The sequence below is a fragment of the Gordonia effusa NBRC 100432 genome (assembly GCF_000241305.1).
Classification (GTDB): Bacteria; Actinomycetota; Actinomycetes; order Mycobacteriales; family Mycobacteriaceae; genus Gordonia; species Gordonia effusa.
Map to the genome: position 1 here is coordinate 1 of NZ_BAEH01000008.1, position 26,210 is coordinate 26,210.

At 61.7% G+C, this 26,210-nt stretch carries 32 protein-coding genes; 17 read left to right on the plus strand and 15 right to left on the minus strand.

Annotation, left to right across the window (positions count from 1 at the left end):
• The first annotated feature begins 95 nt into the window (after nucleotides 1-95).
• A complete protein-coding gene (locus GOEFS_RS00675; RefSeq protein ID WP_007315930.1) occupies nucleotides 96-458 on the plus strand; it encodes a PLD nuclease N-terminal domain-containing protein in 363 nt (120 codons plus the stop codon).
• A 17-nt stretch (nucleotides 459-475) separates the two neighbouring features.
• Here GOEFS_RS00675 and GOEFS_RS00680 read toward each other — a convergent pair whose 3' ends face one another.
• From GOEFS_RS00680 to GOEFS_RS00695, 4 genes are all read right to left on the minus strand, one after another.
• The gene (locus tag GOEFS_RS00680; protein WP_083837195.1) at nucleotides 476-1,855 is read right to left on the minus strand and encodes an alpha/beta hydrolase; all 1,380 of its coding nucleotides are present in this window, start codon (nucleotides 1,853-1,855) and stop codon (nucleotides 476-478) included.
• 79 nt (nucleotides 1,856-1,934) lie between these two features.
• Nucleotides 1,935-3,155: a serine hydrolase domain-containing protein gene (locus tag GOEFS_RS00685; protein WP_007315932.1), complete on the minus strand. Its 1,221-nt coding sequence runs from the start codon at nucleotides 3,153-3,155 to the stop codon at nucleotides 1,935-1,937.
• 15 nt (nucleotides 3,156-3,170) lie between these two features.
• Entirely contained in the window at nucleotides 3,171-3,458 is a 288-nt protein-coding gene (locus tag GOEFS_RS00690) for a hypothetical protein (RefSeq protein ID WP_007315933.1), read from the minus strand.
• A gap of 65 nt (nucleotides 3,459-3,523) precedes the next feature.
• Nucleotides 3,524-3,916: a hypothetical protein gene (locus GOEFS_RS00695; RefSeq protein WP_007315934.1), complete on the minus strand. Its 393-nt coding sequence runs from the start codon at nucleotides 3,914-3,916 to the stop codon at nucleotides 3,524-3,526.
• Between the two features lie 77 nt (nucleotides 3,917-3,993).
• Between GOEFS_RS00695 and GOEFS_RS00700 the strand changes: the two genes are divergently transcribed.
• Entirely contained in the window at nucleotides 3,994-5,883 is a 1,890-nt protein-coding gene (locus GOEFS_RS00700; protein WP_007315935.1) for a propionyl-CoA synthetase, read from the plus strand.
• Nucleotides 5,883-6,404, plus strand: a complete 522-nt coding sequence (locus GOEFS_RS00705) for a methylated-DNA--[protein]-cysteine S-methyltransferase (protein ID WP_007315936.1) — start codon at nucleotides 5,883-5,885, stop codon at nucleotides 6,402-6,404. Before GOEFS_RS00700 ends, GOEFS_RS00705 begins: the two co-directional genes overlap by 1 nt.
• A 9-nt stretch (nucleotides 6,405-6,413) precedes the next feature.
• On the opposite strand, the gene GOEFS_RS00710 is transcribed toward GOEFS_RS00705, so the two are convergent.
• The 3 genes from GOEFS_RS00710 to GOEFS_RS00720 form a co-directional block, all read right to left on the minus strand.
• Nucleotides 6,414-7,124, minus strand: a complete 711-nt coding sequence (locus GOEFS_RS00710) for a T3SS (YopN, CesT) and YbjN peptide-binding chaperone 1 (protein ID WP_007315937.1) — start codon at nucleotides 7,122-7,124, stop codon at nucleotides 6,414-6,416.
• 74 nt (nucleotides 7,125-7,198) lie between these two features.
• Nucleotides 7,199-8,140 (minus strand): NADP-dependent oxidoreductase, encoded by a 942-nt coding sequence (locus GOEFS_RS00715; protein WP_007315938.1) that lies wholly within the window; start codon nucleotides 8,138-8,140, stop codon nucleotides 7,199-7,201.
• A gap of 35 nt (nucleotides 8,141-8,175) precedes the next feature.
• Nucleotides 8,176-8,370 (minus strand): hypothetical protein, encoded by a 195-nt coding sequence (locus GOEFS_RS00720; RefSeq protein WP_007315939.1) that lies wholly within the window; start codon nucleotides 8,368-8,370, stop codon nucleotides 8,176-8,178.
• A gap of 98 nt (nucleotides 8,371-8,468) precedes the next feature.
• Here GOEFS_RS00720 and GOEFS_RS00725 point away from each other — a divergent pair, with 98 nt between their 5' ends.
• The 3 genes from GOEFS_RS00725 (at nucleotide 8,469) to GOEFS_RS00735 (ending at nucleotide 9,858) form a co-directional block, all read left to right on the plus strand.
• Nucleotides 8,469-8,942 (plus strand): hypothetical protein, encoded by a 474-nt coding sequence (locus tag GOEFS_RS00725; RefSeq protein WP_007315940.1) that lies wholly within the window; start codon nucleotides 8,469-8,471, stop codon nucleotides 8,940-8,942.
• 62 nt (nucleotides 8,943-9,004) lie between these two features.
• Nucleotides 9,005-9,202, plus strand: coding sequence for a hypothetical protein (locus GOEFS_RS00730; protein WP_050949720.1), 198 nt, complete (start codon nucleotides 9,005-9,007; stop codon nucleotides 9,200-9,202).
• Between the two features lie 35 nt (nucleotides 9,203-9,237).
• Nucleotides 9,238-9,858 (plus strand): HD domain-containing protein, encoded by a 621-nt coding sequence (locus GOEFS_RS00735; protein WP_007315942.1) that lies wholly within the window; start codon nucleotides 9,238-9,240, stop codon nucleotides 9,856-9,858.
• 13 nt (nucleotides 9,859-9,871) lie between these two features.
• On the opposite strand, the gene GOEFS_RS00740 is transcribed toward GOEFS_RS00735, so the two are convergent.
• Nucleotides 9,872-10,324, minus strand: a complete 453-nt coding sequence (locus GOEFS_RS00740; RefSeq protein ID WP_007315943.1) for a MarR family winged helix-turn-helix transcriptional regulator — start codon at nucleotides 10,322-10,324, stop codon at nucleotides 9,872-9,874.
• A 389-nt stretch (nucleotides 10,325-10,713) separates the two neighbouring features.
• On the opposite strand from GOEFS_RS00740, the gene GOEFS_RS00745 reads away from it, so the two are divergent.
• From GOEFS_RS00745 to GOEFS_RS00775, 7 genes are all read left to right on the plus strand, one after another.
• Nucleotides 10,714-11,745 carry a hypothetical protein gene (locus tag GOEFS_RS00745; RefSeq protein WP_138917827.1) on the plus strand — a complete coding sequence of 344 codons (1,032 nt, stop codon included), beginning with the start codon at nucleotides 10,714-10,716 and terminating at the stop codon, nucleotides 11,743-11,745.
• 169 nt (nucleotides 11,746-11,914) lie between these two features.
• Complete coding sequence (locus tag GOEFS_RS00750; protein WP_007315945.1) at nucleotides 11,915-12,187, plus strand: GlsB/YeaQ/YmgE family stress response membrane protein; 273 nt, start codon at nucleotides 11,915-11,917, stop codon at nucleotides 12,185-12,187.
• Nucleotides 12,188-12,289: 102 nt separating this feature from the next.
• On the plus strand, nucleotides 12,290-12,967 hold the full coding sequence (locus tag GOEFS_RS00755) for an NAD(P)H-binding protein (protein WP_007315946.1): 678 nt from the start codon (nucleotides 12,290-12,292) through the stop codon (nucleotides 12,965-12,967).
• Entirely contained in the window at nucleotides 12,964-14,067 is a 1,104-nt protein-coding gene (locus GOEFS_RS00760) for an NADH:flavin oxidoreductase (RefSeq protein WP_007315947.1), read from the plus strand. The genes GOEFS_RS00755 and GOEFS_RS00760 overlap by 4 nt, the downstream gene beginning before the upstream one ends.
• Entirely contained in the window at nucleotides 14,067-15,428 is a 1,362-nt protein-coding gene (locus tag GOEFS_RS00765; protein WP_007315948.1) for an FAD-binding oxidoreductase, read from the plus strand. Before GOEFS_RS00760 ends, GOEFS_RS00765 begins: the two co-directional genes overlap by 1 nt.
• 135 nt (nucleotides 15,429-15,563) lie before the next feature.
• The gene (locus tag GOEFS_RS00770; RefSeq protein WP_007315949.1) at nucleotides 15,564-16,904 is read left to right on the plus strand and encodes an MFS transporter; all 1,341 of its coding nucleotides are present in this window, start codon (nucleotides 15,564-15,566) and stop codon (nucleotides 16,902-16,904) included.
• Between the two features lie 73 nt (nucleotides 16,905-16,977).
• Nucleotides 16,978-18,582 carry a serine hydrolase gene (locus GOEFS_RS00775; RefSeq protein ID WP_007315950.1) on the plus strand — a complete coding sequence of 535 codons (1,605 nt, stop codon included), beginning with the start codon at nucleotides 16,978-16,980 and terminating at the stop codon, nucleotides 18,580-18,582.
• 7 nt (nucleotides 18,583-18,589) lie between these two features.
• On the opposite strand, the gene GOEFS_RS00780 is transcribed toward GOEFS_RS00775, so the two are convergent.
• The gene (locus GOEFS_RS00780; protein ID WP_007315951.1) at nucleotides 18,590-19,033 is read right to left on the minus strand and encodes a hypothetical protein; all 444 of its coding nucleotides are present in this window, start codon (nucleotides 19,031-19,033) and stop codon (nucleotides 18,590-18,592) included.
• A gap of 130 nt (nucleotides 19,034-19,163) precedes the next feature.
• Here GOEFS_RS00780 and GOEFS_RS00785 point away from each other — a divergent pair, with 130 nt between their 5' ends.
• Nucleotides 19,164-20,642 carry a flavin-containing monooxygenase gene (locus GOEFS_RS00785; RefSeq protein ID WP_007315952.1) on the plus strand — a complete coding sequence of 493 codons (1,479 nt, stop codon included), beginning with the start codon at nucleotides 19,164-19,166 and terminating at the stop codon, nucleotides 20,640-20,642.
• 3 nt (nucleotides 20,643-20,645) lie between these two features.
• On the opposite strand, the gene GOEFS_RS00790 is transcribed toward GOEFS_RS00785, so the two are convergent.
• The 5 genes from GOEFS_RS00790 to GOEFS_RS00810 all read right to left on the minus strand — a co-directional run bounded on the left by GOEFS_RS00790 (nucleotide 20,646) and on the right by GOEFS_RS00810 (nucleotide 24,377).
• Entirely contained in the window at nucleotides 20,646-21,269 is a 624-nt protein-coding gene (locus tag GOEFS_RS00790) for a DUF1345 domain-containing protein (protein ID WP_007315953.1), read from the minus strand.
• A 56-nt stretch (nucleotides 21,270-21,325) separates the two neighbouring features.
• The gene (locus tag GOEFS_RS00795) at nucleotides 21,326-22,366 is read right to left on the minus strand and encodes an AAA family ATPase (RefSeq protein ID WP_007315954.1); all 1,041 of its coding nucleotides are present in this window, start codon (nucleotides 22,364-22,366) and stop codon (nucleotides 21,326-21,328) included.
• Nucleotides 22,363-22,953, minus strand: a complete 591-nt coding sequence (pnuC, locus tag GOEFS_RS00800; protein ID WP_007315955.1) for a nicotinamide riboside transporter PnuC — start codon at nucleotides 22,951-22,953, stop codon at nucleotides 22,363-22,365. The genes GOEFS_RS00795 and pnuC overlap by 4 nt, the downstream gene beginning before the upstream one ends.
• 19 nt (nucleotides 22,954-22,972) lie before the next feature.
• A complete protein-coding gene (locus GOEFS_RS00805; RefSeq protein WP_007315956.1) occupies nucleotides 22,973-23,782 on the minus strand; it encodes an SOS response-associated peptidase in 810 nt (269 codons plus the stop codon).
• Nucleotides 23,783-23,894: 112 nt separating this feature from the next.
• A complete protein-coding gene (locus tag GOEFS_RS00810) occupies nucleotides 23,895-24,377 on the minus strand; it encodes an aminoacyl-tRNA deacylase (protein ID WP_007315957.1) in 483 nt (160 codons plus the stop codon).
• A gap of 96 nt (nucleotides 24,378-24,473) precedes the next feature.
• Between GOEFS_RS00810 and GOEFS_RS00815 the strand changes: the two genes are divergently transcribed.
• Both GOEFS_RS00815 and rsrA read left to right on the plus strand, forming a co-directional pair.
• Nucleotides 24,474-25,253: a sigma-70 family RNA polymerase sigma factor gene (locus GOEFS_RS00815; RefSeq protein WP_007315958.1), complete on the plus strand. Its 780-nt coding sequence runs from the start codon at nucleotides 24,474-24,476 to the stop codon at nucleotides 25,251-25,253.
• Nucleotides 25,250-25,588, plus strand: a complete 339-nt coding sequence (gene rsrA / locus GOEFS_RS00820; RefSeq protein ID WP_007315959.1) for a mycothiol system anti-sigma-R factor — start codon at nucleotides 25,250-25,252, stop codon at nucleotides 25,586-25,588. The genes GOEFS_RS00815 and rsrA overlap by 4 nt, the downstream gene beginning before the upstream one ends.
• A gap of 148 nt (nucleotides 25,589-25,736) precedes the next feature.
• On the opposite strand, the gene GOEFS_RS23950 is transcribed toward rsrA, so the two are convergent.
• Entirely contained in the window at nucleotides 25,737-25,811 is a 75-nt protein-coding gene (locus GOEFS_RS23950) for a 50S ribosomal protein bL37 (RefSeq protein WP_369758845.1), read from the minus strand.
• A 147-nt stretch (nucleotides 25,812-25,958) separates the two neighbouring features.
• Between GOEFS_RS23950 and GOEFS_RS00825 the strand changes: the two genes are divergently transcribed.
• A complete protein-coding gene (locus GOEFS_RS00825; protein ID WP_007315960.1) occupies nucleotides 25,959-26,195 on the plus strand; it encodes a biotin/lipoyl-binding carrier protein in 237 nt (78 codons plus the stop codon).
• Nucleotides 26,196-26,210 lie beyond the last annotated feature (15 nt).

Genomic DNA, 26,210 nt, shown 5'->3' on the forward strand with positions numbered 1-26,210 from the left:
CTGGCGTTGGGAGTGATTTAGGCGGTGCACTCGCCGGTTCTAAGCCCCACCTGCTAGATTCGTCGTATTGAAGACGGATTTTACGGGAGGGGATCATGCCTTTTCTCAGTATGTTGATACTGCTGATACTCGTCATCGCGCTGATCGACATCATCAGCGCCGACGAATCACAGATTCGGGGGCTGCCGAAAGTCGGCTGGGTGATCGTGGTGATCATCCTGCCTTTGGCCGGCGCCCTGGTCTGGCTGGCGGTTGGCCGACCGGCCGGTGGCGAACCACGACGTCAGGGGCGGTTTGCCTCCGAATTTCCCGAGTACGATCGGCCCGGTCGGTACATTCCCGCTGATCCGGAGGCCGATCGCGAGTTCCTCGAGGGCCTGCGGGCGCGTGCCGAGGAACAGCGCCGAATCGCGCGGGAGCAAAAGCGCGAACAAGAACGTCGCGACGGCGAAGCGTAGGTCGGTCGGCGCGATTCCTATCGGTGTCGATGCCGCGATGTGAGGGCCGGAGGTAAGTGGTCGGCATGAACTTGTGCTGGGCGACCGGTGAGGTGTGCGACCATCCAGTCGAGCGCCTCCGCGAAGGACGCCTGCGCGAACTGCCAAGTATGTCGTCCCGGGTCGAGGTGGATTTCGCAGTGGATTTTGAACTGCCTGGCCGCCGCACACAACGCCCGAGCCGCCGCGACTTCGCTTGCCGCAGCGGCCATCGCCGAATTCGACCGGTGATCCGATGCGGCACCGGGGTCCCCATTGTCTTCGAACCATGCCGACACACCGTGGTAAGGCCCGTGCGCCTTTAACGCGACCATCGGGTCGTATTCTGCCATCAGATGCGAATCGCCCCCGTATAAGCGGGTGAGTGTCACGCCCGGAGTGCCGACATTGGGTGCCGCGTCCCCGGCGATGTCGTCGAAGGTGGTGAATAGATCCGGGTGCATGAGGGTCAGGTCCACCGCGCATGTTCCGCCCATCGACCATCCGACGATGCCCCAGGACCGCGGTGACGGGTCGGCGCCGAACTGTGAGATCACTTGTGGGCGTACCTCTTTGGTCAGATGATCGGCGACATTGCCGCGTGGTCCGTTGACGCACTCGGTGTCGTTCCGGAAGCCGCCGGTGACGTCGGCGAAGACCAGGATCGGTGCTTGACCGTTGTGGGCTCGTGCGTAACTGTCCACAACCTCGATCGCGTTGCCGATGCGCATCCAGTCCGGCGGTGTGTTGAAAACGCCGGGAAGCATCATCACCACCGGCAGCCTGGGCGGCGGTGCCGCGGCGGGTGAGGAGAGCCATGCCGGCGGCAGATACACATATTCCGCGCGATGGTGGAAATGGCTGATATTCGACGGCGTTGTGATGGTGACGACCGTGCCGGTGTCGGTGTGCTTCCCGCGCAGCGATGGCAGGTCCGCAAGCTCAGCTTGGTCAGGAAGGGGACCGGCCGTCATTGTGTTCCACGCGGCACTGACCGTCGGAAAGTAGCCGGTCCACTGGTCAGCGGTGATAGCCGTGCTGGCGACAGCCAGCACGATCGCGAGCGGCGAACATAACCGAGCAGCCCAGCCAGCGGTACGGAATCCGACGACAGACAGGGCGATGACGAATCCGGTCGTGCCGATCCACCACCACAACGTGGCTGGCGGTCGATCACCTACAAGACCTTGTGATGATAAGTCCGCGCGGACAAACAGAAACGCGCTCGCCCCTACGCCGGCGCAGATTGGTAGCCACCGGGCAATCGAGCGATGTGGCCGCACGCCGATCACCACCGCTGTCGCTAACAGTGCGGCCACCATCACCGAGGTCGGCAGCCACCCGTCTAGTAGCGATATCCCGTGATGGTTGTGGTGCACGTCGGGAAATTATGCTGCGCGAGTCTGTTGAATCGCTGAGATCATTTCGGAGTAAAACGGCAAGTGGAGCGAATTGCCCTCAGGATTTCAGTGCGCGGTAGACCGCGGCCTCGAATGATTGATAGTGCTCGAAGCAGACGCGATCGGCGAAGGGGAAGACCTGAGCCGCCCAGTATCCGGCGATCTTGTTGTGCGGGTCGAGCCAGAAGTAGAGATTCGCTAGACCGGCCCAGCTCAGCGACCCGGCGGCGCGTCCCGTCGGTGCGGTGACGCCGTCTCGAGCGAAAGCCAGTGACCATGACTGTTCGGGCAGGAATTTGGTGTCGTTGGACAGCGGCGGCATCGTGGTAGTGAGATCGCGCAACGTCAGTGGGTGCAGGTGATCTTCACTCGCCAATGCGATGGTGTCGACTGCGACGACCTGAGTTCCGTCGTCCGCGCGGCCATCGCGTAACCACATGCGCAGAAACGTGAGGTAGTCGCCAACCGTCGAGTACAGGCCGTGTCCGCCCATGTGAACCTCGGGGTCGGGAATCGGCGCGAACCGGTGATTGGGTTTGAGGGAACCGTCAGGCCGACGATGATGCAGTGTGGTCAATCGCTCGCGCGCGGCGTTATCGACGCCGAATGCGGTGTCGGACATGCCAAGTGGAGTGAAGATACGCTCGGCCATCACGTCGCCGAGTCGTTGGCCGGTGATCGCCTCAATGACCAGGCCGGTCCAATCGAGGCCGGTGCCGTACATCCAGTCGGTGCCGGGATCGAACAGCAACGGCGTCTGAATAGATGCGCGTTTACAGGTCGCGATGTCGGGGACCTCGAAATCCTGCGCGAGGCGAAGATAGCGGTCGCTATAGAAGGCGTACCCGAATCCCGAAGTATGCGTGAGTAATTGGCGAGTCGTCGGAACGGTCGCCGCGGGTCGCAGGATTCGATTACCCGCGTTGTCGAATCCTTCGATGACTTGGATATCCGTGAGTTCGGGCAGGTAGGTGTCGGCTGGGGCGTCGAGATCTAATAGCCCTTCGTCCACCAGAGTCAGGGCTGTAGTGGCGGTGATGGCTTTGCTCGTCGAGAAGATTCCGAAGACGGTGTCGGTGGTCATCGACGTTTCGGTGTCGAGTGCGCGTCGGCCGCTGGCCGACAGGTATGCCGTCTCGGTATCGGTGGTCACACCGGCGACTACGCCGGGCACTCGCCCCTCGCCGGTGAGAGGACCGTCGGTTGCGGCTTGTACGACCGGGTCGAGATGACTGGCCAGACGATCGGGCAACGAGGAGGCTTCGGTGCGAGTGCTCATGCCTTACATTCTGGGCTACGACGCCAGCTGAACTTGCCCGGCCTGTAGAAAGCGCTGAACGGCAACGAATTTCGCGCCGAGCAATGACCACGTTTGGGCCTGCTCGGATGCGATTTGCGCGGCGTCGAACTGGGCCAGGGATTGGCAATGGCGCTCATGCTCGATCCAGCGAGCCGACTGGCGATCAGCGTGCGTGATCAGTCTCGCGACGAGCGTTTGATCGTGATGGCAGGCAAGGGCAACTTGCTCGACCGTGAGGTCGACGGACAGCGGTTGGGCGGCGGGGGTGTGAGTGATGTCCATGTGCCAGACGCTAGCGCGACCCTATGACACATCGGTTCGAGTCGACTGTGAGGTGCCTGTGTCGTTCACCGATGATGCGGGCTCGCTCCGGTGAGCTGGTAGGACGTCACTCCGCCCGCGCCGGACAGAGTGATGCGCGTAAACGCACCGCCGACGATCTTGTACAAACGGATACTGACCGGTCGTGAGGCGACGCCACCTTCGGCGCAATTCGGCACACATAGTTTCGTGTACTGAATGCCGTTGCCCTGGGCGGACTTTCGGGCCCAGGTCGTCCAGACTATGGAGCCAACGGTTATCCCGGCGTCTCCGCAATACACGATGATCGTCGTCGGTCGAGTTTGTTTGGCCCCGCCGCAGTCGTAGATGACTGGTTCAGGTGACGCCGTCGCGTGAGCGGATATCAAGCAGCTCGCGACCAGCAGGGATGCGATGAAGGTGCCGATAAACTTTCTCACGGGGTTACCTCACTGTCTGCGAATATTGCTTCGGAGATAGTAGAAGTATGCGCCTGTCCAAACGATAGGGTCGATGGATGAGTGGTTATGCGCAAGAATTCGCCCGCAGCATCTCCGACCGCGAGGGATTCTGGCTCGACGCCGCGTCACCGATCGACTGGGTAACCGCGCCGACACGGGCCCTCGACGATTCTGCCGCACCGGCGTACCGATGGTTTCCCGACGCCGAATTGAACACCTGCGTCAACGCGCTCGACCGTCACGTGGCGGCGGGCAATGGTGATCGTGCGGCGCTCGTCTGGGATTCGGCGATGGTCGGTGAGCAGCGAACCTATAGCTATGCCGAATTGCTTGACGAGGTGGCTCGATTCGCCGGAGTGCTGGCCGCGCACGGCGTGACCAAAGGTGACCGCGTCATCATCTACCTGCCGATGATTCCCGAAGCGGCCATCGCGATGCTGGCGTGTGCGCGGATCGGCGCCGTCCATTCGGTGGTCTTCGGCGGATTCGCGGCACCGGAGCTAGCGGCCCGCATCGACGACGCCCAACCGGTCGCGCTGATTACGGCATCCGGCGGATTGGAGCCAGGCCGGGTAATCGAGTATCTGCCCATCGTCGCCAAAGCCGTTGAGCTGTCGGAGAATCCGCCATCTACGGTGATAGTCAAAGATCGGACGCAGGTGAATGGCTCTGCGGCTGACCACGATTGGCTTGATTGGGACGAATTGGCGACCTCAGCGGTCTCGGTACCGCCGACGACCGTGGCAGCTACCGACCCGCTGTATATCCTCTACACCTCGGGTACTACTGGAAAACCCAAAGGCGTGCTACGGGACAACGGCGGTCATGCCGTGGCGCTGGCTTGGTCTATGCGCAACATCTACGACATCGGTGCGGGCGATGTGTGGTGGACGGCCTCCGACGTCGGCTGGGTGGTCGGACATTCCTATATCGTGTACGCGCCGCTGCTGGTCGGCGCGACGACGGTGATGTATGAGGGCAAGCCGGTTGGCACCCCCGACGCCGGCGCCTTTTGGCGAATAATCAACGAGCACAAGGTAAATGCCCTATTCACCGCACCGACCGCGATCCGAGCTATTCGCAAAGTAGATCCAGAAGCGGCTGAACTCGCCAACTACGACATATCGTCGCTGCGCACACTTTTCGCAGCCGGTGAGCGGTTGGACCCGGATACTTTTCGTTGGGCGGAAAGGGTTTTGGGTGTTCCTGTCGTCGATCATTGGTGGCAGACGGAGACCGGCTGGTCGATCGCGGCCAATCTGCGGGGGTTGGAGGCGATGCCGATCAAGGCCGGTTCGCCGACAGTTCCGGTACCCGGTTTTGACGTGAAAGTCGTTGACGCACATGGTGCCACGGTGACGGCGGGAATCGAAGGCAATATCGTAGTCGGGCTTCCGTTGCCGCCCGGAACGCTCGTCGGACTGTGGCGCGACGATGAGCGGTTCCGCGATTCCTATTTGTCGGCGTTTCCGGGGTACTACCTCACCGGCGATTCCGGTTACGTCGATGCCGACGGCTACGTCTTTGTGCTCGGCCGTTCCGACGACGTCATCAACGTTGCCGGACATCGGCTTTCGACGGGGAGCATCGAGGCTGTGGTCGCTACGCATCCGGCCGTCGCTGAATGCGCCGTGGTTGGGATCACCGACGAACTCAAGGGTCAACGTCCCAGCGGCTATGTGGTGTTGAAGGCGGGGGCCGACGTCGAGCCTGACGTACTGCGAGCGGAATTGGTGCAGATGGTTCGGGACGAAATCGGTGCAGTCGCCACCTTTCGAGACGTGACCGTAGTAGCGGCCCTGCCGAAAACGCGATCGGGCAAGATCCTGCGTAAGACGATGCGTCAGATCGTCGACGGCGAGCGCTACGTCGTGCCTTCTACGATTGAGGATGCTGCGGTACTCGACGCATTGGCCCAACAGCTGGGCGAGCAGGTGAGTGACTGATGACGTTGCGGCACAGTCTCATCGAGAGTCCGGTCGGCGAGGTTAGGATCGTCGCCGATGTGGAGGCTGATGCCGACTGTCTGGTCGGCGTGTATTTCTCCGGTGGCAAATCGCGTGCAGATAATGTCGATGGCCCCCGAGTCGAGCTCAGCGAAGACGATTTCCTCCGGGCGGTGGCTCGGCAGCTAGCCGAGTATTTCGATCGATCCCGCTCGGTATTCGAGCTACCAGTGGTGCTGCGCGGCAACGAGTTTCAGGTCAGCGTGTGGAATCTGATCGCGGCGATCGACTTCGGATGTACCCGTACCTATGGTGAGCTGGCAGCCGATTTGGGCAGCGTCGGACTCGCTCAGGCAGTGGGGCGGGCCGCTGGTCAGAATCCCGTGGGCATAGTGGTGGGCTGCCACCGGGTAATCGGCAGCGGCGGAAAGCTCGTCGGCTATGCGGGTGGTGTGGAGCGCAAACGCTTCCTGTTGGATTTGGAAGAGCCAGCCGAGGTCCGGGAATCGCGGCTGTTCTGACCAGCGTTCCTAACTCAACGCGATGGTGCGTAATGCCACCCGGAGCGCGTCGCTGGTGTGTTTCCAGTCGTCGGCCGACGCGCGATCGTTAGCCGCGTCCGTCGGGTCGAGGTCATGTTCGGCATCTGAACGTAACTGCGTCTCAAGGTTATTCGACAATGCGAGTACATTGAGCACGGTCTGCTGGTCGCCGTGGCAGATAGCGATAACGTCGTCGGCGCTGATCTGACTATCGGCATGCTGCAATTCGAAGATCGTTCGCAGGATCGTGCGCTCACGCTCTTGCTCATCGTCGCGCCAATCTGGTTGCGGGGTATCGGGGGTCCGCCCGCCCAGGACCGCGGCGATTTCGTCGCGACCAGCCAGCGCCTGCGAGAGGTGTCCGAGAAGGCGCTCGACGTGTGGTGTCACCAGTGGGTCGGCGAAGAGCCTGCTGCCGACGATGAGCCGATCCGCCAACAACCGGAACTTGAGCTCGGGGAATTTGTTGTTAAGGAAATGAACGGTAAAAGCCGCCTGCGCGGTATCGGTGATCGCAACCACGATCGGTGCCCACACGTCGATGGCGCGGGCGTCATAGACGGTGCTGACATAGAGCGTGCACGCGTCGAGTTGCAACGGAATATCGCCGTCGTCGTCACGGGCAGGCGGAGCGTCGAGCAGGGTGGCGAACACCGCCTCGACCTGTTCGTCGAGTTCGTCCGGAGTCAACTCGGGCATATGTCGACACTACTTGTCCGGGTTGTGAATTGGCCCCAGATGGCGCGTCCGGGCGGACAATGGCACCGACTAGATCACGGATGCAGGATCAACTTTCCGCGCGGATGGCTGGCAGCGAGTTCGGTAAGTGCTGCCGCGGCGTCGTCGAGGGCAAAGACTTTCGCAACGTCGAGCACGAGGCGTCCCGCGGCGGCGTCGGTGAGAAGACCGGGAATGGCGCCCAGACGATTGCGCTGGCTCTGCGGAGTCGAGCCGTTGACCAATACCGCGTCGTCACCGCGGCCGAACGCGGCGATACTGACAATCCGGGCCGGATCGCTGACCACCGCGAGCGATACGTCGATGGCTTCGTCGGTGCCGACGGTGTCGATAGCGGCTGTGACGCCGTCGGGTGCGGCCTGGCGCACCCGTTCGAGCAGCCCCTCACCGTAGGTGACGGGTACTGCGCCGAGGCCACGAAGATACTCGTGATTCGACTCGGAGGCAGTCGCGATTACATTGGCGCCCTTGGCAATTGCGAGTTGAACGGCGATGGTTCCGACCGCGCCCGCGCCGCCGTGGATGAGCACGGTGTCGGAGGCGGTCACCGCGGCCGTCGCCAGGGTGTCGGCAGCGGTGACTCCCACCAGCAACAGACCGGCTGCGACGTCGAACGGCAGGTCGGCGGGCTTGTCGTGGACGTCAGCACCATCGGCGAGGATGTCGGTCGACAGACCGCCGTTGGCGCGATAGACGACAACTTCGTCGCCGACGTTCAGCGGCCGACCGGATGAATTCACCGCGCCCTCACCGATGGCGCTGACAACACCAGATGCTTCAAATCCAATCGCGATAGGTAACTTCGCCGGATTGGTGCCCATCGCGCCGGTGATCGTCTTGACGTCGATCGGATTGAGTGCGCTGGCCCGCGAGGTGACGACCACTTGCCCTGCGCCGGGACTCGGAGTTGGGATGTCGAGAACCTCGACGACGTCGGCGGGTTGTCCGAATGCGGTTGCTACGACTGTCTTGGCCATAGCCGGTTCAAGCCGCCGCCGGGGCCACTTATTCCTCAGTCTTCGCTTGACGACCGTTCGCCGACGTAGGCGCGAAGTTCGGGCGCCGCCGAGGTGATTCGATCGACCTCTTCGCCGCCGTCGCAGCGAAACAGACCGATGGTGATCGAGTCGCGGTTACGAGACAGGACCCGCCAGATCGCGCCCGAATCGGACCATCGAAGCAGCGTATCGAGCGGGTCGGCCGTCATCGTGACGACGCTACCCGCCGGGGTGTCGAACGTGTGGGCGAAGATTGTCAGAGTGCCGTGCTCTACTCGAAAACAGCATCACACGAGGAGGAACAGTCATGGCAATACCTGATCGTCACGACACCGAGCACAGCCCACAGTCACCCGACATAGGGCCGTCGGCGTGGCGCGTCGCCGCGGGCTGGCTGGAGGAACGGATCGGCGCCATTCCGGTCGCCGGGGTTCTCGACGTCGGCCCGCACCACGTGCGCGTCGGTGACTCATACGACGTTCACTGTGCGCAGATCCAACGGTTGGCAGGCGGCCGCCTGTTGCTGCGATTGTCGACGATGCTGATGATCATTCCTCTGCTCGACAGTTACGCCGCGCCAGACATCGAGCTCAACCGCTGGCATCACGATGATCTGTTCGAGGATTGCACTCACGGATACCTCGTGACCGAGTCGGCGTCGATGGTCGCCGATTTGGTCGTGGCCTGGTTCCGTGACCGCGGCGGGTTCGGCAGCCCCGACGAACTCGGCTATTGCACAACGACACCGAAACAGTTGCCGCGCGGTGGGGGTATGCCCTGATCTTTCCCCCAAGTGTGCTGTTCACTAGTGATTTTCACATGGACGGCGGCCACAGTGGAGTCATGACTACTTCAACTTCGAATTCCACTGGTACGTCGTTCTGGAAGATCCTCGGCATCATTGTCGCAGTACTGATCGTTCTCGCGATCATTGGGCCGCTTCTCAAAGGTCTGTTCTGGCTCGCGTTTGTCGCGCTCGCGATCTATGGCGGGTTCGTGCTTTTCCGTCGAAGCCGAAACGGGTCCTCGACGCACCTATGACCGGATGGGCCTCGACTATGCGTTAGCGTGGCCCAATGACTGAGTCGACGGACGGAATCGAGCTGCTCCCAGGTGCGAACTTTCTGACACCCGAACAATCCGCGGACCTTCTCGCGCGGTGGTCCCAACCGCACCGTCGCTACCACACCGTCGACCATCTCAAAGCTGTTCTGGCACAACTTGATTCTCTGTCCGCGAGCGGTGTGCCATTCGATCCGGAACCGGTCTATCTCGCCGCGTGGTTCCACGACGCCGTGTATGAGATCGACCGTTCCGATAATGAGGCGGAATCGGCCCGACTGGCCAGAGACATGCTTTCCGACTATTCGCCCGCTGTCGTCGATGAGGTGGCACGTCTGGTCGAGGCGACGACCGCGCACAATGTGGACGCGCAGGACCATAATGCGGCCGCGCTCATGGACGCCGACCTCGCGGTACTAGGTGGTTCGCCCGACGAATACGAGAGCTACGCGGCCCTGGTGCGGGCCGAATACGCTGATGTGCCTGATGCGGTCTTTGGGCCAGCGCGAGCCGCGATCCTCGATGCGATGTTGTCGGGTGGGCCGATCTACGCGACCGAGTACGGCCGCGCGCACTGGGAAGCCGCGGCCCGAGACAATGTGACCACCGAGATAACTCGGTTGCTCACCGCCTAACCCGACGTCGACGTCAGTGGGTGGTTGCGGTTTGGACGGAACCGGTCAGCGCACGAGCAAGGATATCCAGACCCGTTTGAACCTTGGCCTGATCGCTTTCAGAAAGACCGTCGATCGCTGCTGACAATACTTGTGCCTTGCGCGAGCCTGCGTTGGTAATCAACTCGACGCCAGCGGCGGTGGCGGTGAACAGACGGGCGCGAGCGTCGACCGGGTCAACGGTGCGCTCCACGTATCCGGCACTTTCCAGGTTGGCCACGATGCGCGACATCGTCGGCGCGGCAACTGACTCGCGATCAGCGATGTCGGACAGCCGAAGTGGGGGATTGTTGACGATCGTCCACAACGCCGACGACGACCCCGCCGTCAACCCACCGATGCCCGCGCTCGCACGAAGCGAACGACTGATCCGAATCAGGTTGTGATGAAGATGGGCTGCCTTGGACGGGGTAGATGCGGTGCTCATATGGGCTTTCGATCGAAGTGGATACTCAATTAATAGTTGTCCGACACTACGTAATCAATCGGTAACGCTGTGACGAGCGGGAGCGATAGTTTGCTGAGATGTTCCTCAGGTGAAGGATCGCAATGATTTCTGGTTTATCCGCGAGTGGGCCGAGATCATCGTCGGTTCGACATCGACGCGGGCTGTTGGTGTGGTCGGCGATGGTGCTGTTACTCAGTGCCTGTGCGACGAACGAGCCGGCGAAAGATGGCGAGCCGTCGAAGGGGAGCGGCGGCGCCCCCACCCTTGCGAGCACCACTTCGAGCGCTTCGGCGTCGGCTTACGATAAGGCCCCTGCCCCTGGGCCTACTGAGAGCGGTTGGTTGCTTTCTCAGGCCAGCCTCCCCGTCTTGCGGACCAAACCACAGATCGCGGGAGAAAAGCCGGAGTGGCAAGCGAGAGTTGACGATTCGACCCCGGCCTCGTTGCTCTTAGCTTCGGCGAGCATCGATACCGGGGCTCGCCGAACGTATCTCGTCGATCGCGCCACCGGTCATATCCGGTGGGCACGTGATGATGTTCGAGGATGCTTCTTTGAGAGCGATGATCAGGTGTGGTGCGTGCCACGCTTGGACGCCGCCAGCACCACCACCGAGTCGGGGCGGATAGTTGTCGATGGAAGCAATCGCGTGCAGAAACAGCTCAAGGGTGGCCCTCCGACCGCCGCTGCGTCCGCGATTGCGCGTAATCGCGGAGATATTGGCGATGGCCCACGCACCATCGCGACGGTGACAGTTATTGTTCCCGCGCGCACCGGCGTTAGGCCGTTCCACCGCATCGAGATCCGGTCTCGACTCGACAATCACCTCATTGTCGACGAGCGTCCGAAAGTCGAGAGCACCTCGCTTCAGGCGTCTGTTCAAACCTTCCGAACCGGATTCGCGACGTCCATCAGCGCTCCAGAGGCTCCCGCGACGCGGCTCTACGACAACGATGGCCGCTTACTCACCACGGTGCCCGGGATAATCGGCTTTAGCGCAGATGTGAACTTTGGTGGACTACCGATCATGCGCGTCGGTGAGACCGAGGTCCTGATCAATCCGACTACCGGGAAGATCCTGTACAGAAAGCGTGCGCATTTCGACTACGACAATTGGGGACCGGACTTCCTTACTGATGGAAGCCTATTCGTCGAGGCTGACGGACGTACCAAAGACCTGGGAATCACCGCGAAAAGCCGTGATTTCACCGCGGATCGGATAGTGGTTGCCGGCCGCTCCAAAGTAGTCGTGATCAAGGACCGCATCGTCCGAACCATGCGTCGTTCCGACCTGAAGTTGCTGAGCGAACGTCGTCTGCCGCCAGGAACGAATGTCACCAAGGTTGACTATCGGTCGGTCATCATCGCCAACGAAAACGGAGTCGAGTTCATACAGGGCTGACGCGACAAGACGACTCACATTGTCTGCTCCATTCGCTGTCGGCGGCTACGCAATCAATCGGTAGCGCTTCGTGACCGAAACGGACACTGTCGTATGGGTCTGGACCGGTAGGGTCAGGCGCGTCAGGTTCGTCATATCCCGTGGAAGTCTCAAACTGGAGGACACCGCAATGATCGGCTCAATCATCGGAACGATTATTTTCGGCGCCATCATCGGCGCGCTTGCCCGCCTCGTCATGCCGGGCAAACAAGCGGTCGGCTGGGTGATCACCGTGGTGCTTGGCATCGCCGGTGCGCTCATCGGCTATTGGGTGTGGGAAGGCTTGTTAGACAAGGGTGATACCGGCGGCATCGACTGGATTCGCTGGATAATCTCCATCGCGGCCGCAGCAGCACTCGTCGCCATCTGGGAATCGATCGCGCCGAAGGTGCTCAAAGACTAGCGCTCGACCGCGCAATACACTTCGGGCCCGGGACCGCAGGAATGCGGCACCGGGCCCGAAGCGTTGCAGTCGAGGAAGCCAACGACACGAAACGGAGTACATATGACGAAGGTGGCCATCATCGGCGGGCATGGCAAGATCGCCTTGCAGGCAGCGAGGCTGCTCAGTGCGCGCGGTGACGAGGTAACGGCAATTATCCGCAATCCTGACCAGGCCGCCGACGTGGTCGCGACGGGGGCGCATCCGCTTGTCGTGGACATCGAACACGCCGGACTGCAGGAAGTCGCCGACGCGCTGCGTGGCAGCGAGGCCGTGGTGTGGTCCGCCGGAGCTGGTGGAGGCGACGCTGCCCGAACCTACGCAGTGGATCGTGACGCCGCAATAGAGTCGATGTCCGCGGCGGCCCGAGCGGGCGTTCGACGTTTCGTTATGGTGTCGTATTTCGGCGCTGGTCCCGATCATGGTGTACCGCAAGACAATTCGTTCTACGCCTACGCCGAGGCTAAAACAGCGGCCGACGCGGCGCTGCGCGCGACCGACTTGGACTGGACGATCCTGCGACCGAGCCGCCTGACCGATGAGCCGATTGCCGGGGATATCTCGGTCAATTCGGAGCAAACCCCGATCGAGAAGGGATCGGTGCGGCGATCGACGGTTGCGGAGGTCATCGCTGCCACCCTGGCCGAGCCTGCCACCGTCGGTGCGATCATCGAATTTAACGATGGCGCCACCTCGGTTGCCGACGCGCTCGCCGCATTCGACACGGGAGCACGCGCGTGACCGACAGTTTCGGCAGCCTGCTCGAACCCTTCGCGAGCCGTAATCTCACGCTGCCCAACCGAATCGTGATGGCGCCGATGACCCGGATGTTCTCGCCGGGCGGCGTGCCCGGCGCCGACGTTGCAGAGTATTACCGCAAACGCGCGGCGGGTGGCGTCGGACTGATCGTTACCGAAGGCGCCTACATTCCCGACCCCGCGGTTGGCCCGGGGCGACGCATTCCACATCTCTACGGCGACGACGCGGCGGCCGGATGGGCAAAGGTCGTAGAGCAGGTTCACGCCGAAGGCGGCAAGATCGTTCCGCAGTTGTGGCACCTCGGCGTCGTTCGCGGCGATAACCCGAAGTATCGGCCGGAGGTCGAGTCGGTATCACCGTCGGGGTTGGCGCTGGACGGTACGCCACTGGGACGGGCGTTGACCGCCGCTGATATCGATGCGCTAATCGACGCGTACGTTAAGGCCGCGAAATTCGCTGTCGACGTTGGCTTTGACGGCTTGGAATTGCATGGCGCGCACGGATATCTGCTCGACCAGTTTCTCTGGCGGAAGACGAACAGGCGGACCGACGAATACGGTGTCCCCACCGCTTTCCCGACCGCGGTGGTTCGAGCGGTCCGAGGTGCCGTTGGGCCCGATTTCGCCATCATCTATCGGTTCTCCCAGTGGAAGTCCGATCAGTATGACGCCCGAATCGCCGATACCCCAGGGGAATTGGGTGAAATCGTCACCGCGCTGACCGACGCGGGTGTCGACATTCTGCACGCGTCAACGCGGCGCTTCGGCGACGTAGCGTTCCCCGACGCCGACGAACACCTCACGCTCGCCGGGTGGACACGCAAACTCTCGTCGGTGCCGACCATCACGGTCGGCTCGGTTGGCCTCGATCAGGTCTTCACCAGTGCGGCGGGTGTGGGATCAGGAACGGCAGCAGCTGCCGGGATCGATACTCTGCTCACGGGATTCGACACCGAACAGTTCGACCTGGTAGCCGTCGGGCGAGCACTGCTATCGGATCCCGACTGGGTCCACAAGCATGCCGACGGGCGGGCCGACGAAATCGTCGCCTACGACCCGACGTTCCGTGACCGGCTGATCTGATGACCGTCGGGGCGCTGAAGGCTTTCGCGGATGTCGTCGGCGCCCCGCATGTCATCACCGACCCGGACGCCGCCCGGGGATACCTCACCGACTGGACCGGGCGTTATACCGGTGCAGCACTGGCGGTGATCCGCCCGGCCAGTACGGCCGAGGTGGCAGGCATTGTGAAAGTCTGTGCGGCACACGGGATTAAGATATGCACACAGGGTGGCAACACCGGACTGGTGGGCGGATCGGTACCCGCCGAAGCTGGCTTCCACGCCGTGGTGCTCAGTACGGCCCGAATGGCCGATGTCGGACCTCTCGATGAGGTTGACAAGTGTATTGAGGTCCAAGCGGGGGTTACTGTAGCCCAAATCGCCATGCGTGCAAGAGAAGTCGGACTGTCTTTCGGCGTCGACCTTGCCTCGCGGGACAGCGCCACCGCTGGTGGAATTGTTGCCACCAACGCGGGCGGCATTCACACGATCGCCCACGGCGACACCCGTGCGCAGGTACGCGGAATCGAGGCGGTCCTCGCCGACGGCACCGTGGTCCGACGATGGAAACGCCTGGTAAAAGACAATGTTGGATACGACGTGCCGGGGTTGCTGGCTGGAAGTGAAGGTACCCTGGCGATTATCACTCGGGTGCTCTTCACGTTGGTACGTCCCGCCGCGTCCCGGCTGGTTGTAGTCGCAGCTATCGACGACACGCGGGTCGCATTGGATCTTGTTGACGTACTTAGTGATTCCGGGCTCAGGGTGGAAGCGGCCGAGTTAATGACGTCGGCCGGAGTCGAGTTGGTTCACGAGTACGGCTATCGTCGGCCGACATCGGTCGCGGCTCCGTACTACGCCTTGATCGAGGTGTCTGGTTCGGGTGACCTCGATGCCGTTGCCGCCGAGGCTATTTCAGGTGTTGCGGGTGTTCGCGACGTCGTCGCGCAGCAGGGGGCGGCGCGGGATCTCTGGGCGATCCGGGAAGGGCATACCGAGGCCATCGCGAGATCATCGTCGACGGTCCCGGTGAAACTCGATATCTCCGTGCCGTTGACGTCGATAGCCGAGTCGGTGAAATCCTTTGCCGCACTGGGAGACGCGCAAAACTATAGATGCCGAACCATTCTGTTCGGGCACGTTGGTGATGGAAATATTCACGTCAACTATCTCGATGTGCCAGCGGAGGAGCAAGACGCCTTGGCCGATGCGGCATTGCGACTCGCCGTGGAGGCCGACGGGAGCGTGAGTGCCGAACACGGCATCGGACGCGCCAAGGTTGGATGGATTTCGACACGTGATCCCGCCGATGTCGCGGCGATGAAAGCAATTCGGGCGGCGCTCGATCCGCATGAATTACTGAACCCGGGAGTGCTGTGGTGACTGATTTTCCGGTCCGCGTCGCGAAAGTCGAACGGAATTACGGGGTTCGGCACGTAACTGTGTGCGATCGTCTGCGAGGAATCACTGTGATTCTTAGTCTGTCCGCGGTTCGCGCGACTACCTACTCTCGCGTGAATGACTGTCACCGACACGAGACCGACTGCGTCGGCGGCGCCCGGGGACACTGGGGCGGCAGGTAGCGCTGACCAACGTCGGCTGCGCAACGTCGTCCTTGCCAGCCTGCTGGGCACGACCGTCGAGTGGTACGACTTCTTCCTCTACGCGACGGCGGCCAGCTTGGTGTTCAAGCCCGTCTTCTATCCCGACGCCACCGAATTCGTCGGCACCATGCTGGCATTCGCAACCTTCGCGGTTGGTTTTGTGGTGCGGCCCATCGGCGGAGTGGTCTTCGGCCATATCGGCGACCGTATCGGCCGCAAGCGCACGCTGGCTCTCACGATGGTGTTGATGGGCGTCGCGACCGCGTTGATGGGTGTACTGCCTTCGTTCGCCCAGATCGGTATCGCGGCACCGATTATGTTGCTGGTGCTCCGGATCGTGCAGGGCTTCGCGCTCGGCGGCGAATGGGCCGGCGCGGTGCTGCTCGCCGTCGAGCACAGCCCAAGGGGACGTCGCGGTCTGTTCGGGAGCATCCCGCAGATTGGGCTTGCCGTCGGATTAGCTTTGGGCACTGTGGTTTTCGCGTTCCTACAACTCGTCTTCGATGATGGCGCGTTCGAGTCATACGGCTGGCGTATCGCGTTCCTGCTGAGCATCGTGCTTGTGGTGATCGGCTTCGTCGTGCGATTGAAAGTGGAGGAGACGCCTGCGTTCCGCGAGGTGGACCGGCTCGCCAAGAAATCATCCGCACCGCTCAAAGATGTTCTGCGCCAACCTAATACCCGCAACACCGTGCTCGGCCTACTGGCGCGATGGGGTGAGGGGGCCGCTTTTAATACCTGGGGCGTGTTCGCGATAACCTATGCGACCGGAACGCTGCACTTGGCGAAAGTACCGGTTCTGTTGTCGGTCAGCATCGCAGCGGTGGTCATGGCGGTGCTGCTCCCGTTGTCAGGCCTGTTGGCAGATCAGTTCGGCCCCAAGCGTATCTACCTGATCGGCATAGCTGCCTATGGCGCACTCGTCTACCCGGTGTTCGCACTGTTCGGCACTGCGAATCTGGTGTGGTTGACCGTCGGGTTGGTGTTGGTTTTCGGTGTCGTCCATGCCTTGTTCTACGGTGCGCAGGGAACGTTATTCGCGAGTCTGTTTCCCACGCCCGTTCGCTACACCGGACTGTCGGTGGTGTACCAGTTCTCCGGCATCTGGGCGTCGGGCCTGACGCCGTTGATCCTGACCGCCTTGATCGGCGTCTCCGACGGCTCGCCGTGGCTCGCGTGCGGCTATCTCGTTGCGACGGCGGCTATCAGCGTGGCGGCGACAACCGCGATCAGGGCCAAGGACCTGCACCTGTAATTTCCGTTTTGCCTCAATAGGCCGCAGCGCGCGAACTAAAGTTTCTTCACACGGGGATCCGTGAGGAGAACTGATGAATCACGTGTGTAATCGTGGCCGCGGGTCGATATTCGCGACGTTGGTCGCCGCGACCCTGTTGCTTAGTGCGTGTGGCAGTGGCAGTGACAGTGCGTCCAGCGACTTTTCAGTCGGCTCGACGCCGCCGCCAGCCGTTGCTGGAATCCCCGCTGACTCCACCCGTATTGATGACGCGGTCAGTCAGGTTCCGGACCTGGCGCGAAAGCTATTGGAGCGCAGCGGTGTTCCCGGTCTGGCAGTCGCCGTCGTGCGCGATGGCAAGACCGTCTACGTCGGTGGGTTCGGTGTCAAAGACATTCGCAGACAAGATGACTCGGTGAACGCGGATACCGTGTTTCAGATCGCCTCGGTGTCAAAAGCGGTATCGGCCACGGTGGTCGCCGGGCAAGTCGGCAGTCGTGGAATCGAGTGGAGCATGCCCATTGTCAATGGCATCGCCGGGTTTACACTCACCGATCCCTACGTGAGCGCACATGTCACGCTCGCCGATATGTTCAGTCATCGTTCCGGGCTGCCCGACCATGCGGGGGACAACTTGGAGGATGTCGGCTACAGCCGCGACCAGGTCCTCGAGCGTCTTCGGTATCTTTCGCTAGCCCCATTCCGAACGCAGGAGCTGTACACCAATTTCGGAGTGACCGCGGCAGCCACCGCTGTCGCGAATAAGGCGGGCGAGAGTTGGGAAGACCTCAGTGCGCATACACTTTTCGGTCCAGTCGGGATGTCGTCGACGAGTGCTCGCTATAGCGACTTCCTCACGAGGAGCAACCGCGCGACCCTGCACGCCAAAGTAGATGGAAAGTTTCAACCCCTGTACCAGCGCGATGCCGATGCGCAGGCACCGGCAGGGGGAGTGAGCTCGAATGTCAAGGATCTGGCGAAGTGGATGACGCTTCTGCTGGCGGGCGGGAAATACGAAGGGAAGCAGGCAATTCCGGAAGAGGCGTTGCTTGAGGCGATGACTCCGCAGCTCGCGTTGCAATCGGGCCAGACTGATTTCCGTCCTGCCGCAACGGGTTTCGGTTTCAATATTTCCAGCGAGCCGTCCGGGCGGTCGATCCTGAGTCACTCGGGTGCATTCGCTTCGGGCGCCGCGACTAATTTCGTGCTGGTTCCATCGCTGAATATTGGCATCGTGGTGTTGACCAACGGCGCACCGGTCGGTGTGCCCGAGACGTTGACCAAGGAGTTCACCGATCTCGCCCAGTACGGCCGGATTACGACGGACTGGCTGACCGAATACGCCAAGATCATGCCGTCCTCTGAGCCCGAAGGCGAATTGGTCGGCCGCACACCACCTCCCAACGCCACCCCCGCGAGGCCGTTAGACACCTATGCGGGGGTTTACGCCAACAACTACTTCGGACCCCTGACGGTCATATCCAACGGTACGACCTTGAAGATGTCGATCGGTCCGAAGAACCAGACCTTCGCGCTGACTCACTTCGACGGCGACACATTCACTTTCGAGCCGAGCGGCGAAAACGCCAACCACGGTTCAGTGTCGCAGGTGCGTTTCGCGTACGCCGGGGACCGCGCGCGGTCGGTATGGGTTGAGTTCTGGGATCAGGATCGCCAGGGCACGTTCACGCGCAGATGAACGCCGGTTACGAGGTCCATGCCTTGATGAAGCCAGCGAGCAGAACCGCGAATGCGCCGATCTCGCCGACGATCAGCGCGTACATGAACGGCGTGGTGCCCGGTGTCGGCGTCGCGAATTGATTATCGGTGTCGCGTAGGGCTCCATGCAGGCAGTAACTCGCGATGGCGGCGACGAAGAAGAAGACGAGCACGCCGGCCGCGATCAGGTTCAGCGTCGTCGACCAGGCACTGAGTTGAACGAAGATCGCGATCAGCGCCGTCGCGAATGCGTACATCAGCGCCGCACGATGTGCGATGTCGACGTATACATGCGCCTGATGCTGTGGCGACGTCATTATTCCGTGGTACTTCCACACGCCCAGTATCAGTGCCCAGAGGAAAATCACACCGGCCGCCAGCAGGGTGATTTTGGTGTCGAGACCGAGTTGGTCGATTCCGAATCCGGTCACGCGTTACTCCTGAGAACGGGTTGCGGGCGGCAGGTCTTTCGACGCTGCCGACGAACGATGTAATGTTAGCCACACGTTATGTGTGACGCCGAGTTACATATCAAGGACGATCGAGACATTGAGGGACATGATGGAACCTGACTACGACGCGATCATCGTCGGTGCCGGCTTTGGTGGCATGGGTGCCGCCATCGAACTCAAACGGCTTGGATACAGCAACCTCGCCATTCTCGAGCGTGAGGACGATCTTGGCGGCACGTGGCATGTCAATCACTACCCGGGTCTCGCCGTCGACATTCCGTCGGTCACCTACTCATACTCGTTCGAGCCGAATCCTCGATGGTCCGAACTGTTCGCGCCTGGTTCCGAACTGAAGCAGTACGCCACCGACGTTGCCGACAAATACGACCTCAAACGGCATATGGAGTTCAACACCGTCGTCGACGGTGCCGAATGGGATGACGACGCGCAGCACTGGCGGGTGCGGACCTCCGACGGATCGCTGCGCACCGGTCGGTATCTGGTCACGGCGACCGGTTTCCTCTCGCAGCCGCACGTCCCCGACTTCCCCGGCATCGGCAGCTTTGCCGGCGACATCATCCACACCACTGCCTGGCCTGACGGTCGCGAGTTCACCGGGGAGCGGGTCGCGATCATTGGAACCGGTGCCACCGCCGTCCAGTTGATCCCGGAGCTGGCCAAAGAAGCACTCGAACTCACCGTCTTTCAGCGCACTCCGATCTGGGTGGTGCCGAAGACGCAAATGTCGATTCCGCGGCGCGTGCAGGATGCGTTCGCGCGAGTTCCGTTGACGCAGAAGGCAGCACGCATGGTGTCGTCGGCGATGCTGGAAGTGCTGATGGTCACCGGCGTGCTTCATTTCAAACAGTTCACCCTGGGCAATAAAGGGGCGGCATTGCTTGCCAAGGCCCACATGCGACGTCAGGTCCGCGATCCGGAGACACGCCGAAAGCTCACGCCCACATACGATTTCGGCTGTAAGCGGCCCACTTTCTCGAACACCTACTTCCCGGTGTTCAATCAGCCCAACGTGGCGCTGGAGACTAATTCGATTGTGCGCGTTGAACCGGACGGCATCGTCACCGAAGCTGGCAAGGTTACGATCGACACATTGGTCCTTGCGACCGGTTTCGACCTGTGGGATACCAACTTTCCCGCCATCGAAGTGATCGGCCGCGACGGTCTGAATCTCGGTAAATGGTGGCGCGAGAAGAGGTTTCAGGCCTACGAGGGCATCACGGTGCCGAAGTTCCCGAACTTCCTGTCATTGAATAGTCCCTACTCCTACAGCGGTCTGTCGTACTTCACGACGATCGAGGGGCAGATGAAGCACATGGCACGGCTGTTCGGTGAACTGAAGCGTCGCGGCAAGCAGACCTTCGAGGTGACTGCACAGGCCAACGCGCAGTTCCTCGACGAAGTCACCCTGCGTCTGGGGTCGTCGGTCTTCTACAACGGTGACTGCTCGACGTCGCGGAGTTACTACTTCAACAAAGCGGGCGAGGCTGCTCTTCTGCGGCCGAAGTCGACGCCAGCGACACTGCGGGAGATGGGCCGGTTCCCGCTCGACGATTACGGGTACCGGTAGATTTCACAACCCCGCGACGAGGTTCACCAGCAGCGCCACGATGACGGTGCCGAACAGGTAGCTGAGAAGGGCATGGGCCAGCGCGGGTCGTCGCATCGCCGATGACCCGAGGTCGGTATCGGAGATCGCGAAACTCATGCCGACGGTGAACCCGACGTAGGCGAAGTCGGAGTAGACCGGTGGGCTGTCTTGGTGAAAGTCGATGCCGCCCACCGGTTCTGTGAAATAGATCCGGGCGTAGTGCACCGCGAAAATCGTGTGGATCGCTGCCCAGGATGCGACGATGCCGGCGAGCGTCGAAACCACCAAACTGGTGTGGTCCTTGTGCAGAAGTACGAACACGACACCGCCTAGACTCACCAGGGCCAGCGCGATCACCGCCAGCATCGTTGCTCCATGACTTGGTTCCTCCCGCGATGCGTGTGCGGCTGTGTCGTCGGCGTTCATCGGCCCGAGCGCGATCCAGGTCCACGCGACGAACAAGCCCGCACCCAGCGCCCAGCCGGCCAACGGGGCGTCGAATGCCGTTGTGGCGGTGAGGATCACGGTACTTGTTAGGCCGACGCACACGCTGACGATCAGTCGGGTCAGCCCGGCGACGTCGCCGCGTCGGAAAGTTGGGGTCACAGCAGGAGATTACGCTCGCGAGCCGGTGTGGCCAAAGGTACGACGGTAAGCCGTTGTCACAGCGGAGGGGAGAACCGAAAGCGCTCATCGATAATGTCGCGCAACGCGGTCCGGGCAGCGTGGAGTCGTTGTTCTACACTTCCGCGCACCTCTATCCACGGCACGGACTGTTCGGCCAGAACCTCTCTGAACCGCCGCGCCATATCGTGTCGGATATGTTCGCCGTCCCGCATACCGTCATCGACGAACGGGATCTCGTCGCCGGTGAGAATGTAAAACAGTGGTCGATGGGCATTAGCCGCCGCTACCACGGTTGGTGATGGGCTCCCGACATAGCGTTCGTGCCAGAGTGAAGTCGCCAGAGCGTCGGTGTCGCAGAATAACAGTGGTGTCGGTGCGACACGAGCGGCCGCGGTTTCGAGTCGAATCTGTCGATCGACGATCAGGTCGAACTCGTCCGACCGCCACGGTTCGGTGGGGCCGCCGGGTCGGATCGTCGAGTACTCGCGACCATATTCGGGAACCCATGATGTCGAATACGACTGTGCGAGAGCGGTAGTCAGCGTCGTCGTCCCGGTTGATTCCGCGCCGAGCACGACGATACGTCTCGTAAGGCCGGCCCTGACCGGCGCCGAAAGCTGTGGCCACCAGCCGAAAAGATCATCGCGCACAGCGGTTCCCGAGATGGGATTCGCGCGGCGACCTGGGTCAACCTGAACCCAAGCGGCATCGAGTCGGCGCGCGAGTTCGGCACCGTAGGCGTCACTGCTGAACACCGCGTCGACCGGGGCGTCGAGCAGCCGTCGGATAGTCCGCATATGGGCATCCCATGCCGAGGCGGAATCGAAATCGACTGGTGTGTCGTCGATTTCAGTCATCAGATGGATAGTGGGATGAGATTCGCGCAGCCAGGCGGCGCGGTCCGCCAGCGGGATCGACTCACCCGACGATCCGATCAGTTCGACGGTGACGCGGTCGCAAACCCGGAGAGCCGAGCGGATCAGATGATCGTGCCCGTGGTGCGGTGGATAGAACTTGCCGATGATCAGACCGTGACGGTATCGAACCGGTCGGTTCGGTTCGCTACTGCTGATCATGCGATTGCCGCCGCATCGGTCTGTCTGCGATGCATTCGCCAGCTGAGCATGCCCTGCACACAGAGGCCGATGAAAAGGACGTAGAGTGCTGCGGTGATCGGCAATCCGACGCTGAAATATAAAGCGACATAGGCGATATCGACAACAATCCATACGATCCAGCATTCGAGCCATCGCCGATTGAGCATGTACTGCGCGACCAGACTGACCGAGGTGGTCGCGGCGTCGACGAATGGCACGGTGGAATCGGTGTGAGCGCTTAGGAGCCACGTCAGCGCTGTGGTGGCAGCGACGCCCGCGCCCACCAGAGCGGGTATCGCCGCGCGTGGCATGCGAAGGACGAACTCCGGTTGGCCTTGTTGCGCATGCCAATTGCGCCACCCATGAAGTCCTAGCGCGAGATAGACCACCTGCAATCCGGCGTTGGCGTAGATGCCGGTGCTGACGAATAGAACAATAAACACGAGGTTGTTCACAATGCCGACCGGAAATGTCCAGATCTTGCGGTAGGAGGCAAGAAGAACGCACGCGGCACCAGTGCCGAAGCCGACGATCTCGGCCCAATGAGTCGCCAGCCAATGAAGCATTCGGCGAGCTTACCGGGTGCTAATCCACGGGCACCAACAACTCGGGACCGTTATTGCTGACACGGTTCACCAGTGGCGACACTTCTTTGATGGTGATTGCCTCGGCCAGCGCCAACGCCGGTGCGTTGAATAACTCGGCCGGTGCCGCGGCGTCGGGAGTGAGCCAGGCATCCCAGTCTTCCACCGGCATGATCAGCGGCATGCGGTCATGGATATCGCGCAGCGGTCCTACCGAATCCGTCGTCAAAATGGTTGTGCTGAGTAATGGCGGGGTGTCGCGGTCGGCATCTTTCGGACGCCACACCGACCACAGCCCGGCCATGAAAAGCCGAGTGCCGTCGTGCGGATGCATGAAATAGGGGACTTTCGTGGGTTTCGACGCCCCGGGTACGTCCACCTTCTTCCATTCGTACCAACCGTCCATGGGGATCAGGCAGCGCTTGGATTTCACCGAGCCGCGAAACGATGCCTTCTCACCGACGCTCTCGGCGCGCGCGTTGAAGAGTGATCCTTTGCCGATCTCCTTCGCCCAACTCGGCACGAGGCCCCAGCGCATGGCGCGGATACGCCGCGTCGGATCGTCGTCGGGATGTTCGTGGGAATGACGGGACACGACGGTCATGATCGTGGTGGTCGGCGCGACGTTGTAGTTGACGAACGGGGGCCGCGAGTCTTTCGTGTCCGAGGCTGATGCCCCATCGAGCGTCAGTTGCTTGTCTTTATTGGCGTCGAGGTCGGCCGGTGGTTCTGGCGGCGGCACCTCGTTCACCGCGTCGATTTCGGCAGCCAGCTTCGCCGGGTCAGTGGTAACCGCATAACGTCCGCACATGGGTCCATGCTGTCATGTGCCACCGACAGAACCCGTCGCAAAATCCGCCCGAACTTGGAAAATCCCCCGTCGCGAGCGGGGATTCTCCGAGTTCAGGGGGATTCTGGCCAGTTCACACCGCGATGTCGGCGATGATGGCGCCGGTCGCCGCGATCAAATCGACTGGGTCGAGCGCGATCTCCAGACCTCGTCGACCGGCACTGCACAAGATGGTCGGCCAGGTCTGGGCCGAAGAGTCGATCACGGTGGCCAATCGGGTGCGCTGCCCAAGCGGGGACACCCCGCCCAGCACGTAGCCGGTTGACCGCGTCACTGCTTTCGGGTCGGCCATGACAGCCTTCGCTGAGCCTAGCGCTGCTGCCGTCGACTTTAGTGAAAGTTGTTGGGGCACAGGGATGATTGCCACCGCGAGCGAACCCGACAGGTCGACGACGAGTGTCTTGAAAATCTGCGCCGCGACGATGCCCAACGTCGGGCCGAGGGCATCGACAGCCTCGGCGCCGTAATCGGTTGACCGGGCATCGTGTCGGTACTTGTGCACCTGATGGGCGATGCCGGACTTTTCCAATGCGGCGATCGCGGGAGTGGCAGCCATGACTTCGTCAGTGTGCCATGTCGGGATCGGGAACAATCCGCGCTGCCCATAGCGTTACCTGTCCTGAGCCTGTGATCAGCGAAGGAAAGGCAGTCCATGAGTGTGGCAGCACGCACGCGTGACATGGCGACGTCGGGCGAGGTCTTCGGGTCGGTAAACTTAGCGGATATCGTTTCACCTCCGCTGCGAGCACCTGCCGGGCGGAGCATCGCGACCGAAGGGATCGTTGTGACCGAACCCGCACCCCAGAACGCCGACGAGCCGCAAGAGCATGTCGAAACCGACGACGAGCGGTCGGCCCGTTTTGAACGTGACGCACTGCCTCTGCTCGATCAGATGTACGGTGCGGCGCTGCGGATGACACGCAATCCCGCTGATGCCGAGGACCTGGTTCAGGAGACTTACATCAAGGCGTTCTCGGCGTTTAAGTCGTTTCGCGAGGGCACCAACTTGAAGGCGTGGCTCTATCGCATTCTGACCAATACCTACATCAACGGATACCGCAAAAAGCAGCGTCAACCCGCGCAGTATCCGACCGAGGAGATCACCGACTGGCAGTTGGCCGCCAACGCTGAACATACTTCGACGGGGCTGCGGTCGGCGGAGATCGAAGCGCTCGACGCGCTTCCCGACGACGACATCAAGAACGCGCTACAAGAACTACCGGAGGAGTTCCGGATGGCGGTGTATTACGCCGACGTCGAGGGACTCCCTTACAAAGAGATAGCCGAGATCATGGATACACCGATTGGAACCGTCATGTCGCGATTGCATCGCGGGCGACGTCAACTGCGTGAACTGTTGACCGACGTTGCCGCCGAGCGTGGGTTCAATCGAGCAGCACGTAAGGCATCGGCATCGGGAGCGACGCGATGACCGCGGGTCATGCGGAGCAGCAGGGCTCCGACGCCGACCCAGCGGTATCCGACGCAGATCCGACGTTCACCCAGATCGATTGCTCGACGGTGATCGCCGACGTCTGGCTGCTGCTGGACAACGAATGCGATCCCGGTGCCCGCAGTCGACTACAGGGCCACCTGGATCGTTGCCCGTCCTGCCTGGAGCGGTACGGCATCGAGAAAGACCTCAAAGCGCTGATCAGTCGCAAATGCGGCGGCGACCATGCGCCGGAAGGGTTGCGCGACCGCCTGACGCTGGAGATCCGCAAGACGGTCATCGTCGCTGAGCAACGATTCTCCGACGGCGGATAGTCTCCGCTCCCACACCAAGTCCCAGATCCAACACCGTCGAGGTGTGGGATCTGGGATTTTTTGTTGGAACTCGTTGAAAAAACCAAAACACCCGGGCTGCCGCGAACTCTCGTTCGCCGGTCACCCGGGTGTAACTGACTCAGCCGAGTCAGGCGTTTGGCCGCTTGCCGTGGTTGGCTGCGTTCTTCTTACGAGCACGCTTCTTGCGTCCGCGCTTACCCATGACGGATCTCCTTTATGTTCAGTGCCGGTCTATTCTTCCACGTCGAGCCCGCTCAGCGGAAAACGTGTCATCGAACATCGACGATCTTTACTGGTCAGTAGCGGTGTGGAGTCGTTCCCGACGAGCTGCGTGGGTTAGGTTAGGTGCATGGCAGATCAGAATTCCCCGCAGCCCGAGGATGTCATCGCCGAGATCGTCGCAAGTGTCCTTGAGGTTCGTGCGACAGCCGGCCAGACAGTCCAGGTTGGCGACACCCTGGTGCTGCTGGAGTCGATGAAAATGGAAATTCCGGTACTGGCTGAAGATGCGGGCACGCTCGCCGACGTCAAGGTCAAGGTTGGCGATGTGATCCAGGCCGGGGATGTCATCGCGGTCTACCAGTAGCGACGCGCCCGTCTG